The following is a 12,816-nucleotide window of genomic DNA, read 5'->3' as shown; positions in this document are numbered from 1 at the left end:
AAGCAGGAGCCTCGCGGAAGCCCGGTTCAGGGCAGGATTTATTCATGATTCCGCGTCTTTTTCATTTGCCATGAGTTCCCTTACCGGCGCAAAGCTGCGGCGGTGCACAATGGAAACGCCGTGAATTTTCAGTGCGGCAAGATGCTGCTCCGTGGAATATCCTTTGTGCTGATCGAAGCCATAACGGGGAAAACGCCGGTGTAACGCCATCATCTCGGCATCGCGGGCGGTCTTGGCAAGAATCGAGGCAGCGGAAATTTCCGGCACCAGGCTGTCGCCCCTCACGATGGTAGTCACGGGGAATTTCAGGCGGGGACTGTGGTTTCCATCCACTAATACCCGCGCTGGCGTCACCGGCAATTTTCCGATCGCGCGTTTCATCGCCAGCAGGCTTGCTTGCAATATATTCAGCCGGTCTATTTCCCTGACGGATGCGAACCCGATGGCCCAGGCAATCGAATACGCCTTTATGGCAAGGGTCAGGCTGTTGCGCTTTCCCTCGGTAAGCGTTTTCGAATCTGCCAGGCCATCTATGGGAGAGGCCGGATCGAGTATCACGCAGGCAGCGAACACCGGTCCTGCCAGCGGCCCCCGGCCGGCCTCATCCACACCGCAGACCCAAGGATATTCATTGCTGCACATGGATCAACTCTGCCGTTTTTCCGCAGGTATTTCAGGTCTCTTTTGGCCTGACGGTACACATCAGTTCGGCCTCGGCGGCAACGCGGCCGTCCACTTCCGCCCGTGCCGCATATTTCCAGATTCCGATCCTCTCCTTCAGAACTGTAGCCTTGAGTATCAGTTGATCGCCCGGTTCCACCGGCCGCTTGAAACGCGCATTATCGATGCCAACGAAATAATAGATGGAATTCTCGTCGGCTTCCACATTGGATGTTTTGAGCGTCAGAAGAGCGGCAGCCTGCGCCAGCGCTTCGATCACCAATACCCCGGGCATGACGGGATGATGAGGAAAGTGTCCCGTAAAAAAAGGTTCGTTGATCGTTACGTTCTTGAGCGCGGTGAGGCTCTTTCCCGGTTCGAAAGCGAGAACGCGATCGACGAGGAGCAAGGGGTAACGGTGAGGAAGGTATTTCAGAATTTCATGGATATCCATTAGCGCGATGTTTTCCCGGGTTCTTGATAAGAAGTGGATAAAGGATGATCAGAGGATTGAGATGATCGGAGGAGAGACGGACTTGCCCGTTGTCCCTGACCGCCGGAGCTACTTGTCGGCCAGCGCTTTGAGTACCTTGTCAGTAATATCGATTCGCGGGCTTCGGTAGACGAGATCGCGCAGGGGCAATATGAGGTCGTACTTCTCGGTCTCGGCAATGATTTGAATGGCCTTGGTGGCGGTCAGCTGAAGCGCCGCAACCTCATCGTTCTGGCGCAGGCTCAAATCTTCACGCAACTGCCGTTGCCCGCGCTGGTATTCCCGGTTAAGCGCAGCCAGGTCGCGCTCCTTGCTGCGGCGTTCCGCTTCCGGCATGCGCTTTCCTTCTTTTTCCAGCAAATCCTGAAGCTCCTTCGCCTGTACCGCGAGTTTCTTGAGCTCCTGGTCCCGGGGGAGAAATTCCCTTTCGATTTTTCTAAGTGCTCTGACCGCGGGCGCAGATTCAGCCAGAATGCGCTCCGTGTCGACAACCCCGACCTTGATATCTTCTGCCAGCGCGCCTGCGGTTCCGTAGATAGATGCGACGAGAATGGAGGTTATCGCGATTAAAGTTCGTCCCAGTATCTTGTGTTTCAATTTTATCTCCGGATCTAGTCTAGAATTGTTGCCCAAACTGAAACTGAAAACGCTGTATGTTGTCGCCGGGCTGGCTATTCAAGGGCTGGGCCACGCTGATTTTGAGCGGCCCCATAGGAGATATCCAGGTAACGGCGATACCGGCAGAATAACGCAAGCCCTCCTGATCGGGTCTTACCCCACCAGGTCCCCAGACCGTGCCCCCATCCAGAAACGCGCTCAGGCGTACTGTGCGATCATTCCTCATGCCGGGCATCGGAAACAGAACCTCGATATTGCCTACCGCACGTTTGTTGCCTCCCAAGGTTCTGTTGGTTGCGTCCCTGGGACCCAGCGAACTGATGTTGTAACCCCGCACGGAGGTATTGCCCCCGGCGAAGAAATTCTTGAAAAAGGGAAGCTCTTTACCGGAATAGCCATCCCCATATCCGAGTTCCCCATTCAACATCAGCGTAAATATCTCGGTGATGGGGAAATACCAGCGAAGGTCATAACTCAATTTGTAATAAGTGAGGTCTCCTCCCGGCAGGCCCACCTCCGCGAACACGCGCTGCGTGGTTCCCGAAGTTGTCCAGATTGCGCTGTCACGGCCATCCCGCCTCCAGCTGAGCGTTGCAGGTATGTTGATCGTGGTCCGCCCGAATTTGTTCACGAAATCGATATTACGCTGCGGGCTGTCAGGCCCAAGATCGATCGTGGTTTGTTCCGCTCCCAGCCCCCCCATGATGCTGTCATTTTCATTGATGGGAATGCCGAAACGAAGACCTGCGCCCAGCGTGTCGGTGTTGAAATTCATCACGGAGGACAAGGTGCGTGTGTTGAGCACCCGCTTATAGAGATCGAGTCCTGCCGTGACACCATCCTTGGTGAAATAGGGGTCGGTATAGGACAATGAATAGGTCTTGTTGACGCTACCGGTATTCACCATGAGATTGACGAACTTGCCGGTACCGAATATATTGTCCTGCGCAACAGACCCGCTCAGTATCAGTCCTTCCATGTTGGAATAGCCCGCACCGAACATCACGGCGCCCGTCGGCTTTTCCTTGACTTCGACATTCACATCGATCTGGTCCGTGGTACCGGGAACCGCCGGAGTTTCAACATTGACGGCAGTAAAGTAATTCAATCTGTCGACCCGGGTCTTGGAGCGGTTTATCTTGCTGGTTGAATACCAGCCCCCTTCGAACTGGCGCATTTCCCGCCGTATCACTTCATCCCGGGTTCGGGAGTTGCCGGTAATATTGATGCGTCTGACATAGACGCGACGGCCGGGATCGATAAAAAAGGTGAACGCCACCTGCTGCTTTTCCTTGTCCAGCTGGGGAGAGGCGTTGACATTGGCGAATGCGTAACCATCGTCGCCGAGCCGGTCGGTGATGAGCTTGATGGACTCCGTCAGCTTTTCGCGGGAAAACGTGTCTCCGGGCGAGAGTTGTATGAGCTTGCGCAGTTCCTCTTCCGGAACCAGCAGTTCACCGGCAAGCTTGATTTCGGAAACATCATATTTAGGGCCCTCGACGATATTTACCGTAATGTAAATATCCTGCATGTCGGGTGTGATCGATACCTGCGTCGACTCTATGCTGAATTCGAGGTAGCCGCGATTCAGGTAATAGGAACGGAGCGATTCGAGATCGCCGCCGAGCTTCTGCTTCGAATACTGGTCTTCCTTGGTGAGCCAGGTCAAGAGGCCAGGAGTCCGCAGCGAGAACGCGCTCAACAGATCCTTTTCCTTGAAAGCTTTATTTCCGACGATATTGATCTTGCGAATCTTGGCGGTCCTGCCTTCGTCCACATGGAAGGTAATGCCCACGCGGTTTCGTTCAAGCGGAGTAGTGGTTGTGGTGATTTTCACGGCATATTTGCCGCGCGCCATATACTGCTGCTTGAGTTCCTGTTCGGCCTTTTCCAGTGTCGAGCGATCGAAAATGCGGGATTCCGCCAAACCTGCCTGTTTCAGCCCCTCCTTGAGCTTGTCTTTCTCAAACTCCTTGGCACCGACAATGGTGATCTGAGCAATCGCCGGCCGCTCCTCTATCACCACGATCAGGACACCGTTTTCGGACTCGAGCCGTACATCCTTGAAAAAACCGGTGGCATACAGCGCCTTGATCGCCGCCGCCGCCTTTTCGTCGTCGAGCACATCTCCGACCTTCACCGGCAGGTAACTGAACACGGTTCCGGCCTCGGTGCGCTGTATGCCTTCCACCCGGATGTCCTTGACTTCGAAGGGCTCGCGTGCCCATGAAGCCGAAGCGCACAAAGCAGAAACAAGCGCGACCAGATACCTGACTTTCATGCTTTAACCGGGGATGAGGCGGTTTATGTCGTTATAAATGGCAAAAGCCATCAGGGCAAACAAGAGTGCCATCCCCACCTGCTGACCGATTTCCATCGCTTTCGCGGAGAGCGGACTGCCCTTGACGATTTCGATGACATAATACATTAAATGCCCTCCATCCAATACGGGAATGGGCAGCAGGTTCAATACGCCCAAACTGACACTGATCAGGGCGAGAAAACCCAGATAAGGCGAAAGGCCCATCTGGGCAGATTTTCCTGCATAGTCGGCAATAGTGATGGGACCACTTACATTCTTCCAGGACACCTCACCTGCCAGCATTTTTCCGAACATTTGCAAGGTGAACTTCGAAGTTTCCCAGGTTTTGTTTATCGCCTTGGCAAAAGCCGTGCCCAAGGGATAGCGTACTTCGATCAACAGCTTTTCGATCTCATCGGAATCAATCCGCGGCGCAATCCCAATTTTCCCGATTTTTTCTCCATTCTCTGTGACGCTGTCGGGAACAACCTCCTTGTCGATCACGGCACCGTCACGCCGGATTTCCAGCATGACCGGTGATTCCGGCCGATCTCGCACCTGTTGCACCAGGTCTTGCCACAGGGAAATTTTCAGCCCGTTGACTGCCAGGATTTCATCGCCCGGCCGTAACCCGGCGCGGCTTCCGGCACTATCGGGTATCACCTGCGAAATGACGGGTTTAACCTCGGGCTGATAACTGCTGAGGCCGATTTTCTTTAAAAACTCCCCATCCAGATCATCCGCCTGGATGTTGCTCAAATCCAGCCTCCGCAGCCCGGTCTGACCATGGATGTCGGTCACTTCCACCGCAAGTGCAGGAGACCTTTCCACGGCGTGGGACAATAGCAGCCAGCGCGCATCCTGCCAGGTTTCCACCGGTTCCCCCTCGATTCGCCTCAGGGTGTCGCCCTTCTCCAGGCCGGCAAATGCCGCCGGAGTTGCGGGAGCAACAGGTCCGAGAACAGGCTTCATCGCATTGATGCCGAGCATGAACAACAGCCAGTAAAGGACGATCGCCAGCAGAAAATTCGCGACCGGCCCCGCTGCGACGATAGCAAACCGCTGCAAGACCGGCTGGCGGTTGAATGAACGTGGCAGTTCCTCCAGCGCAACCGTTCCTTCACGTTCATCGAGCATCTTCACATAACCGCCAAGAGGAAAGGCGGCAATAACCCATTCGGTCTGGTCTTTTCCCACCTGCTTCCGCATGAGCGGATGACCGAAACCGATGGAGAAACGGAGTACTTTTACTCCACACCAGCGGGCGACGAGGTAATGGCCGAATTCATGAAATACGATCAGCAGGCCGAGAGCAACAACGAAAGCGGCAATTGTGAAAAGGAATGTCATGCTTCTACAGGTCTGCGTTCCGGCAGACTCTCTGATACGGGGAAGTAAAAGAAGTCTTCCATCTTCGCATGGATGAAATGGAAGCCGCAATTGGAACTGATGGGACTTACGCAAACGATGAAACCGGTAGAGTTGCCCGCCCAAATGGACCCGACGCTCCGCAGGCTCATATCTGCCATAATGCGCGTATAAGCGCGACCGGAATCAGCCGACTGGCCAGCTCCCCGGGATGAATGAGAAGCTTTCTTCAGAAGGGGTGGATAAACCGTTGTCCGACCTGCCGGAAAGGCCAATGATTGCGACACTTTACGCCAGACACGTCAGCCATTCTTGGGCCGCTTCGCGCGCCATGCCGTCCGCTGCCAGCACATCATCCAGAGTCGCGATGTCCCGGCGGCCAATTGTCTGCATGACATCCTCGATCATGGCGGGAATGGACGTGAAGGGCATTAGACATTTGAGAAAGGAATCCACCGCCACTTCATTGGCGGCATTCAGCACAGCGGGGGCACTCCCGCCGCTTGCCAGCGCCTGATATGCCAGCCGTAGACAGGGAAAGCGTTCAAAATCGGGGGCCTCGAAATCGAGCCGGGCAACCTTGAACATATCCAGGGGGTTGACTCCGGTCTCGATCCGTTCAGGGAAGCCGAGTGCATGGGCAATGGGAGTACGCATATCAGGATTACCCAGTTGTGCCAATACCGAGCCATCCACATACTCGACCATGGAATGAATGATGCTCTGCGGGTGAACGACGACCTCTATTTGCTCGGGCGAGGCTTCGAACAACCAGTGCGCTTCGATGACTTCGAGTCCCTTGTTCATCATGGTAGCGGAATCCACCGAAATTTTCTGCCCCATTACCCAGTTGGGATGAGCACATGCCTGCCCGGGGGTTACATTTTCCAGTGCGGCCAAGGGCATCTGCCGAAAGGGCCCGCCTGATGCGGTCAGCAGAATGCGACGCACGCCCACCGCGCGCAGATCCCCACTGAAGTGCTGCGGCAGGGATTGGAAAATGGCATTGTGTTCACTATCGATCGGGAGCAGCGTGGCATGATTTTCCTTGACCACGTCCGTGAATATGCGTCCCGCCATCACCATTGTTTCCTTGTTGGCAAGCAATACCCGCTTGCCGGTCGCAGCCGCTGCAAATGTCGGACGTATCCCCGCCGCCCCCACGATCGCTGCCATCACTGTATCCACGTCCGGCAGCGAAGCGACCTTTTCCAGCGAATCCACCCCCCACAGCACTTCAGTGGCAAGGCCAGCCCGGCGAATTTCCACCTGCAGTAGTTCGGCGCTGGCCTCATCCAGCAGCACCGCATAGCGCGGCTCAAAACGCCGGCATTGTTCCAGAATTTTCTGCACGCTCTTGTTCGCGGTAAGGGCTACCACGCGAAAGCGGTCGGGGTGACGCGCCACTACATCGAGCGTGCTTACGCCGATGCTTCCTGTGGAACCCAGAATAGTGAGATGACGAACAGCGATCATGATCAGGTATGTAGCAGGAGAAGTGCCAGAGCCGCAATGGGCAGGGTTGAAGTCAGCGCATCGATCCTGTCAAGTATACCACCGTGGCCCGGCAAAATAGTGCCGCTGTCCTTGAGTCCGGCGTGACGCTTCATCAGCGATTCAAATAAATCGCCCAGGATTCCCAGCGCGGCAAGAAGCAGCAGCAGCGGGATCAATAACGTGGCAGGAATGTCCTCCTCGCTGTAGCTCCAGATAAGCGCATAAACCAGTACCACAACAAGGGCTCCAGCCACACCCTCCCAGGTTTTGCCGGGACTGATGCTCGGCGCAAGTTTGTTTTTTCCCCAGGTCCGTCCCGAAAAATACGCCGCTGTATCGGATAGCCAAATGGTGCCCATGAAACCGAGCAGGAGGAGCGGATCGATTGCGCGCAGCTGATATAACGCAAGACAGGTCGGCAACAGCACCAGCCAGCCGATAAACGCCAGCAGGACGACATTCCCGACAGGACGCTTCGATTTCAGGAAAATCGTCGCGCCGAAGATCCAGAATATCAGCGATGCAACGTAAACCCCCAGGAATGAGGGCGTATAGGGATCAACGGCAATTGCCTCGCTCAATCCATACAGAAGCTCGCTTGCCAGCAGTACCGTCAATAAAAGATAAGCGATGGTATGGTTGAGAGAGAACCTGGCAAGCCGGGTCCACTCCAGCGAACCGGCGGTTGTCAGCGCTAGCAGTAGCGCCATCCAGAAGATGGAAGACAGATGGAATAACGCCGCCAGAAAGACGGATAGCATAATGACGGCGGTAAGAATCCGTGCCCGGAGCATAGTTGAGACGATCAGTAAAAAGCACGGATCGGAACGGGTTGAAGCTATGCCGTCGCTTTCACGGCGACTTCTCTGCCCCCACGCAAGGATGACGCTGCCTGAAGCTGCTCGCTGGTTCGTCCAAATCGGCGTTCGCGTTGCTGATAGGACTGGATAGCGAGATCCAGAGCGCGCGCATCAAAATCCGGCCATAACGTGTCGGTAAAATAGAGTTCGGTGTATGCCAGTTGCCAGAGAAGGAAATTGCTGATGCGCTTCTCGCCTCCCGTACGAATGAATAGATCGGGTTCCGGTGCATGGTTGAGGGCAAAATACTGCATCAGGTCTTTTTCATCGAAAGTCGTCGCCAGGTGGGGGCATTCGGCAAGCATTTTTCGAACAGCTTGCATGATATCCCACCGTCCGCCGTAATTGGCCGCGATAGTAAGCGTAAACCGTTCATTGGCGGCCGTGAGCGCTTCGCCGTTGCGTATGAACTCGACTATCTTCGGTTCGAATTTCGATAGATCTCCGATTACCTTGAAGCGGATACCGTTCTCATGCAGCTTGGATACCTCCTGCTCCAGCACGCTTATGAACAACTGCATCAGGAATGCGACTTCTTCAGGTGGCCTGCGCCAGTTTTCGCTGCTGAAGGCAAATAACGTCAGATATTTGACACCTCGCTCCATGCAGGCCCGGATTGCGGAACGTACTGTCTCCACTCCACGCTTGTGGCCTGCCATGCGCGGCATGAACCGGTTTTTTGCCCAGCGTCCATTGCCGTCCATGATAATGGCGACGTGCTGGGGAATTTCTCCAGTTTCAGGTATTTCCCGGGTCGAACTGACGATGGTTGGCATGGAGAATACGGTTGAGATTCAAAATTGAAATCAAGGGTATTTTTATTTCAGGTCCGGCTTTCCAGAACAGCCAAGCGGAGACATGTACTGTCACTTCCCGCAATATTACTCCATTATACGGCCATCAGTTCGGCTTCTTTGGCCTGAAGGAGCTTGTCTATATCCGCAATATAGCGATCGGTAAGTTTCTGGATATCCTCCTGCCCCTTGCGTTCTTCATCTTCGGCAATCTTTTTTTCCTTGAGCAAGTCCTTCAGGTGCGCATTTGCGTCCCGGCGAATGTTTCGCATCGCCACGCGCGCCGCTTCCCCCTCATGCTTTACCACCTTGGTGAGATCGCGCCTCCGTTCCTCGGTAAGCGGCGGCATGGGTACGCGGATCAATTCGCCTACGGTCGTGGGATTCAAACCCAGGTCTGAATTGCGGATAGCTTTTTCTATCGCCCCCAGCATCTTCTTTTCCCATGGCGCTACGGTAATGGTGCGGGCATCCGCAAGGCTGATGTTTGCCACCTGGTTGATTGCGGTGGGGTTCCCGTAATAATCCACAGTAACGTGATCCAGCAGACCTGTATGGGCGCGTCCGGTTCGTATCTTGCCCAGGTCCAGTTTCAATGCTTCCAGGCTTTTCTGCATTTTCTGCTCGGCGGATTTTTTTATCTCGGCAATCATGATAGTTAGAAATGACGTAAATGATATATAACCCGGGACGTCACTGTTTGGCGTCCATGCCGCGGCACGATGACGGCAATTCCAAGCTATGGCCCCTACTATAATGCGGCCATATGGCCAAGGTAGCCAGAAAGCCCTCAGACCTCCACCAACGTGCCCTCTTCCTCGCCCATGACTACCCGTCTCAACGCCTCCGCCTTGAAGATACTGAAGACTTTGAGCGGAAGCTTCTGGTCGCGGCACAAAGTCAGCGCGGTGGCATCCATCACCTTGAGATTCTCGGCAATGGCAGTATCAAACGACAGTCTCTGGTAGCGTTCTGCATCCGGATTTATTTTGGGATCGGTGGTATATACCCCATCGACCTTGGTGGCCTTGAGCACGATATCCACGTTCATCTCCATTCCCCGCAGAGCCGCCGCTGTATCGGTCGTAAAAAATGGATTACCCGTGCCGGCGGCAAAAATGACTATTTTGCCCTCCTCCAGATAGCGTATGGCCTTGCCCCGAATATACGGTTCCACCACCTGATCGATGCGGAGGGCGGATTGCACCCTGCTCACCAGACCGGCACGCCGCATCGCATCCTGTAACGCCAGCGCATTCATGACGGTGGCCAGCATCCCCATATAGTCCGCGGTGGCCCGGTCCATGCCTTCCGCGGAGGAGGTCATTCCCCGGAAAATGTTGCCCCCTCCTATCACTACCGCAACCTCGACACCCAGCTGATTCACTTCGGCTATCTCGGCCACGATTCGTTCGATTACATCCCGGTTGATGCCATAACTATCGTCACCCATGAGAGCTTCGCCCGAGAGCTTCAGCAGGATGCGTTTATAAGCGGGTATGGTCATGAGCAATCCGGCGGCTAAGACGCTTTTTCCTGTTTGGCCTGACCCACCTGCGCCATGACTTCGGCAGCAAAGTCGCCAGATTTCTTTTCTATCCCTTCCCCAACGATATACAAGGTAAAACCGTTGACCTGAGCAGATTTTTCCGCGAGCAGCTGTTTCACCGTCTGATCCGGATTTTTGACAAACGGTTGCCCCAGAAGCGTTATCTCGGCGAGATATTTGGCAATACGCCCATCGACCATGCGCGCAACGATATCGGCTGGCTTTCCGCTCTCCGCTGCCTGGGCGGTATATATCTGGCGTTCACGCTCCAGCAGCTCCGGAGAAACCTGCTCGCTTGATACGCACACCGGCTTGCTGGCGGCGATATGCATTGCGAGGTCCTTGCCCAAGGCCGGATCGCCACCCGTATAATCGACCATGACGCCTATTTTTGCACCGTGCAGATAGGAGGCCAGACGATCCTGCGCACCGGCTACCTGATGGCGCGCAAAACGGCGTATGCTGATATTTTCACCCAGCTTCATTACCAACGCTTTCCGGAACTCCTCCACGCTTTCGCCGTTTGACAGCCTGGCATTTGCGAGCGCTTCGTTGTCCCCTATGCTTTCCGTTGTCAGCAATTCTGCAAGGCTATGCGCAAAGCCGATGAAGTCTTCGTTCCTTGCGACAAAATCGGTTTCGCAGTTGACTTCCACCAGCGCGCCGCTCTTGCCGTCACGCGCGATATGGGCCGCCACTATCCCTTCCGCTGCAGTCCGTCCGGCTGCCTTGCTCGCTTTGGCGCCACTCTTGATCCGCAGAAGGTCTTCCGCGGCTTTCATGTCTCCGCTGGCTTCAGTTAAGGCCTTCTTACACTCCATCATGCCGAGACCCGTTATCTCGCGCAATTCCTTCACCATTTGTGCGGTGATTTCCGCCATATTCGCTCCAGATAATTTTCAAAAAAGAAGCGCTGGATATGCGCCCCGGCACAGATTCACGTGCCCACTCCGACGAAATTTATCCCTGTTCGCCGGCCACTGCCTCATCCGCTTCCTCGAAATCGCCTTGTACAATTTCCTGGATAGCCTGATTCCGGCCTTCCAGAATGGCGTCCGCGACACCGCGGGCATAAAGGCGAATTGCCTGACTAGAATCATCGTTGCCAGGAATGACATAATCCACCCCGGCCGGACTATGGTTACTGTCCACAATACCGACAATAGGAATACCAAGCTTCCTGGCCTCGGTTATTGCCCCTTTCTGATAGCCGACATCAATGACGAACATGGCATCCGGCAGATTCTTCATGTCCTTGATGCCTCCCAGACTGCGATTGAGTTTTTCCAGTTCGCGCTGCAGATCCAATGCTTCTTTCTTGGAAAGCTTGTCGAGTGTTCCATCCTCCATCATCGTTTCCATATCATGGAGTCTTTTAACGGATTGCTTGATCGTCTTGAAGTTGGTGAGCATTCCGCCGAGCCAGCGCTGGTCGACGAAGGGCGACCCGCAGCGCATCGCTTCCTCGCGCACGATGTCCCGTGCCTGGCGCTTGGTCCCGACAAATAAAATCGTGCCCTTGTTGGCCGCCAACTGACGCACGTAATTCATCGCTTCCTGATACATCACCAGCGTTTTTTCCAGATTGATGATGTGTATCTTGTTGCGATGGCCAAAAATATAGGGCGCCATCTTGGGACTCCAGAAGCGGGTCTGATGCCCGAAATGGACGCCCGCCTCCAGCATTTGCCGCATTGTTACTGACATGAATTCCTCCTTTAAGGGTTGAACCTCCATCGCCATAGTCGCTCCGCTTCAATGCAGAGCACCCTTTTCGAAACAGGCAGATGTGTGAATTTGAACGACGTTTAGTTTAACTTGACCGTCCCATCCGGATGCAGTAGTGAACGCTACCGCAGCAACTGTAGCGCCGCGAAGCAGTACCAGCGGAAAAATGGCAGCAGGACGCAATCCTGCAAACAAACCTGACTCTGCAAAACTGGGCGGGGCCGAGTTAACTATAGATTATACCATTCCTGAATTGATTCACTCAATTGAACTTGCGCAACGCCAGGCACGGATCCAGCGGTCCACTATTCAGGGAAAAGGAGTGTCCCACTACTGGCAAAGGGGAACCGGAGGAATCTGCGGATTGGAAGCTACGGATGTGCTATGTGTGTCAACGAACAGACCGGCAGTCGCAACTGCCGGAAACTGGCACCTGACGCGTACTAAACAAGTACCGCCTATCTTTCAACGAAACCATTAAAAGTAAAAGGAGAAAAACATGGCACAGGATAACTCAAAGAATGCGGTGAGCGATACTCAGGAAGCTGCGGAAAATATGACTCAGCATGCGGGCGATGCGGCCCGGCGTGTAGGTCGGGCAGCGAAATCGGCAGGCCAGGAAGTGGGCTCGGTGGCAAGGGACGAATTTGCAAAGCTGAGAGCTGACCTGGATGATCTCATTTCCCGCATTCCCAATCTGTCAGACGTTGATCTGGAAGAAGCCAAGGAAAAACTCATGGCAAAAATTGCTGACACCCGCGCGGCTGCCCACGACCTGGCGGAGGACGCCCAAGAGCAATTCGACTATGCCCTCGAGAGCTCGAAGGAGTGTATACGTGAACACCCTCTTCAATCGGTTGGCTACGCGGCTGGGATCGGCCTGATAATCGGCCTGTTGCTGGCCCGTCGCTAAGCTGCGTGTCCGCCACTTAGCCCGAGATGAATCG

Annotated in this window: 13 protein-coding genes; 1 reads left to right on the top strand and 12 read right to left on the bottom strand. The window is 54.7% G+C overall.

The window, feature by feature from the left end; all coding sequences use genetic code 11:
- Nucleotides 1-42 precede the first annotated feature (42 nt).
- From rnhB to rpsB, 12 genes are all read right to left on the bottom strand, one after another.
- On the bottom strand, nucleotides 43-642 hold the full coding sequence (gene rnhB / locus NMUL_RS03530; RefSeq protein WP_011380025.1) for a ribonuclease HII: 600 nt from the start codon (nucleotides 640-642) through the stop codon (nucleotides 43-45).
- A 31-nt stretch (nucleotides 643-673) separates the two neighbouring features.
- Nucleotides 674-1,114: a 3-hydroxyacyl-ACP dehydratase FabZ gene (gene fabZ / locus NMUL_RS03525; RefSeq protein ID WP_011380024.1), complete on the bottom strand. Its 441-nt coding sequence runs from the start codon at nucleotides 1,112-1,114 to the stop codon at nucleotides 674-676.
- 108 nt (nucleotides 1,115-1,222) lie between these two features.
- The gene (locus NMUL_RS03520) at nucleotides 1,223-1,750 is read right to left on the bottom strand and encodes an OmpH/Skp family outer membrane protein (protein WP_011380023.1); all 528 of its coding nucleotides are present in this window, start codon (nucleotides 1,748-1,750) and stop codon (nucleotides 1,223-1,225) included.
- Nucleotides 1,751-1,769: 19 nt separating this feature from the next.
- Nucleotides 1,770-4,052, bottom strand: a complete 2,283-nt coding sequence (bamA, locus tag NMUL_RS03515; protein ID WP_011380022.1) for an outer membrane protein assembly factor BamA — start codon at nucleotides 4,050-4,052, stop codon at nucleotides 1,770-1,772.
- Between the two features lie 3 nt (nucleotides 4,053-4,055).
- A complete protein-coding gene (rseP, locus tag NMUL_RS03510; RefSeq protein WP_011380021.1) occupies nucleotides 4,056-5,423 on the bottom strand; it encodes an RIP metalloprotease RseP in 1,368 nt (455 codons plus the stop codon).
- A gap of 306 nt (nucleotides 5,424-5,729) precedes the next feature.
- The gene (ispC, locus tag NMUL_RS03500; RefSeq protein ID WP_011380020.1) at nucleotides 5,730-6,917 is read right to left on the bottom strand and encodes a 1-deoxy-D-xylulose-5-phosphate reductoisomerase; all 1,188 of its coding nucleotides are present in this window, start codon (nucleotides 6,915-6,917) and stop codon (nucleotides 5,730-5,732) included.
- Between the two features lie 2 nt (nucleotides 6,918-6,919).
- The gene (locus NMUL_RS03495) at nucleotides 6,920-7,732 is read right to left on the bottom strand and encodes a phosphatidate cytidylyltransferase (RefSeq protein ID WP_011380019.1); all 813 of its coding nucleotides are present in this window, start codon (nucleotides 7,730-7,732) and stop codon (nucleotides 6,920-6,922) included.
- A gap of 44 nt (nucleotides 7,733-7,776) precedes the next feature.
- A complete protein-coding gene (gene uppS / locus NMUL_RS03490) occupies nucleotides 7,777-8,574 on the bottom strand; it encodes a polyprenyl diphosphate synthase (protein WP_011380018.1) in 798 nt (265 codons plus the stop codon).
- Nucleotides 8,575-8,687: 113 nt separating this feature from the next.
- Nucleotides 8,688-9,245, bottom strand: coding sequence for a ribosome recycling factor (frr, locus tag NMUL_RS03485; protein ID WP_011380017.1), 558 nt, complete (start codon nucleotides 9,243-9,245; stop codon nucleotides 8,688-8,690).
- Nucleotides 9,246-9,382: 137 nt separating this feature from the next.
- A complete protein-coding gene (pyrH, locus tag NMUL_RS03480; protein ID WP_011380016.1) occupies nucleotides 9,383-10,099 on the bottom strand; it encodes a UMP kinase in 717 nt (238 codons plus the stop codon).
- A 14-nt stretch (nucleotides 10,100-10,113) separates the two neighbouring features.
- The gene (gene tsf / locus NMUL_RS03475) at nucleotides 10,114-11,022 is read right to left on the bottom strand and encodes a translation elongation factor Ts (RefSeq protein WP_011380015.1); all 909 of its coding nucleotides are present in this window, start codon (nucleotides 11,020-11,022) and stop codon (nucleotides 10,114-10,116) included.
- A 79-nt stretch (nucleotides 11,023-11,101) separates the two neighbouring features.
- Nucleotides 11,102-11,848: a 30S ribosomal protein S2 gene (gene rpsB / locus NMUL_RS03470; protein ID WP_011380014.1), complete on the bottom strand. Its 747-nt coding sequence runs from the start codon at nucleotides 11,846-11,848 to the stop codon at nucleotides 11,102-11,104.
- 520 nt (nucleotides 11,849-12,368) lie between these two features.
- Here rpsB and NMUL_RS03460 point away from each other — a divergent pair.
- Nucleotides 12,369-12,782, top strand: coding sequence for a DUF883 domain-containing protein (locus tag NMUL_RS03460; RefSeq protein ID WP_011380013.1), 414 nt, complete (start codon nucleotides 12,369-12,371; stop codon nucleotides 12,780-12,782).
- Nucleotides 12,783-12,816 lie beyond the last annotated feature (34 nt).

Origin of the sequence: Nitrosospira multiformis ATCC 25196 (assembly GCF_000196355.1) — a bacterium.
GTDB lineage: Bacteria > Pseudomonadota > Gammaproteobacteria > Burkholderiales > Nitrosomonadaceae > Nitrosospira > Nitrosospira multiformis.
The sequence above is the reverse complement of the archived record's forward strand: the minus strand, read 5'-3'. Positions and strand labels throughout refer to the sequence as shown.

What these genes read in the sequence shown, in the direction of transcription:
- frr (WP_011380017.1), bottom strand. Translation starts at nt 9,245, where the DNA reads ATGATTGCCGAGATAAAAAAATCCGCCGAGCAGAAAATGCAGAAAAGC.
- uppS (WP_011380018.1), bottom strand. Translation starts at nt 8,574, where the DNA reads ATGCCAACCATCGTCAGTTCGACCCGGGAAATACCTGAAACTGGAGAA.
- NMUL_RS03460 (WP_011380013.1), top strand. Translation starts at nt 12,369, where the DNA reads ATGGCACAGGATAACTCAAAGAATGCGGTGAGCGATACTCAGGAAGCT.
- rpsB (WP_011380014.1), bottom strand. Translation starts at nt 11,848, where the DNA reads ATGTCAGTAACAATGCGGCAAATGCTGGAGGCGGGCGTCCATTTCGGG.
- fabZ (WP_011380024.1), bottom strand. Translation starts at nt 1,114, where the DNA reads ATGGATATCCATGAAATTCTGAAATACCTTCCTCACCGTTACCCCTTG.
- bamA (WP_011380022.1), bottom strand. Translation starts at nt 4,052, where the DNA reads ATGAAAGTCAGGTATCTGGTCGCGCTTGTTTCTGCTTTGTGCGCTTCG.
- rseP (WP_011380021.1), bottom strand. Translation starts at nt 5,423, where the DNA reads ATGACATTCCTTTTCACAATTGCCGCTTTCGTTGTTGCTCTCGGCCTG.
- pyrH (WP_011380016.1), bottom strand. Translation starts at nt 10,099, where the DNA reads ATGACCATACCCGCTTATAAACGCATCCTGCTGAAGCTCTCGGGCGAA.
- ispC (WP_011380020.1), bottom strand. Translation starts at nt 6,917, where the DNA reads ATGATCGCTGTTCGTCATCTCACTATTCTGGGTTCCACAGGAAGCATC.
- NMUL_RS03495 (WP_011380019.1), bottom strand. Translation starts at nt 7,732, where the DNA reads ATGCTCCGGGCACGGATTCTTACCGCCGTCATTATGCTATCCGTCTTT.
- rnhB (WP_011380025.1), bottom strand. Translation starts at nt 642, where the DNA reads ATGTGCAGCAATGAATATCCTTGGGTCTGCGGTGTGGATGAGGCCGGC.
- tsf (WP_011380015.1), bottom strand. Translation starts at nt 11,022, where the DNA reads ATGGCGGAAATCACCGCACAAATGGTGAAGGAATTGCGCGAGATAACG.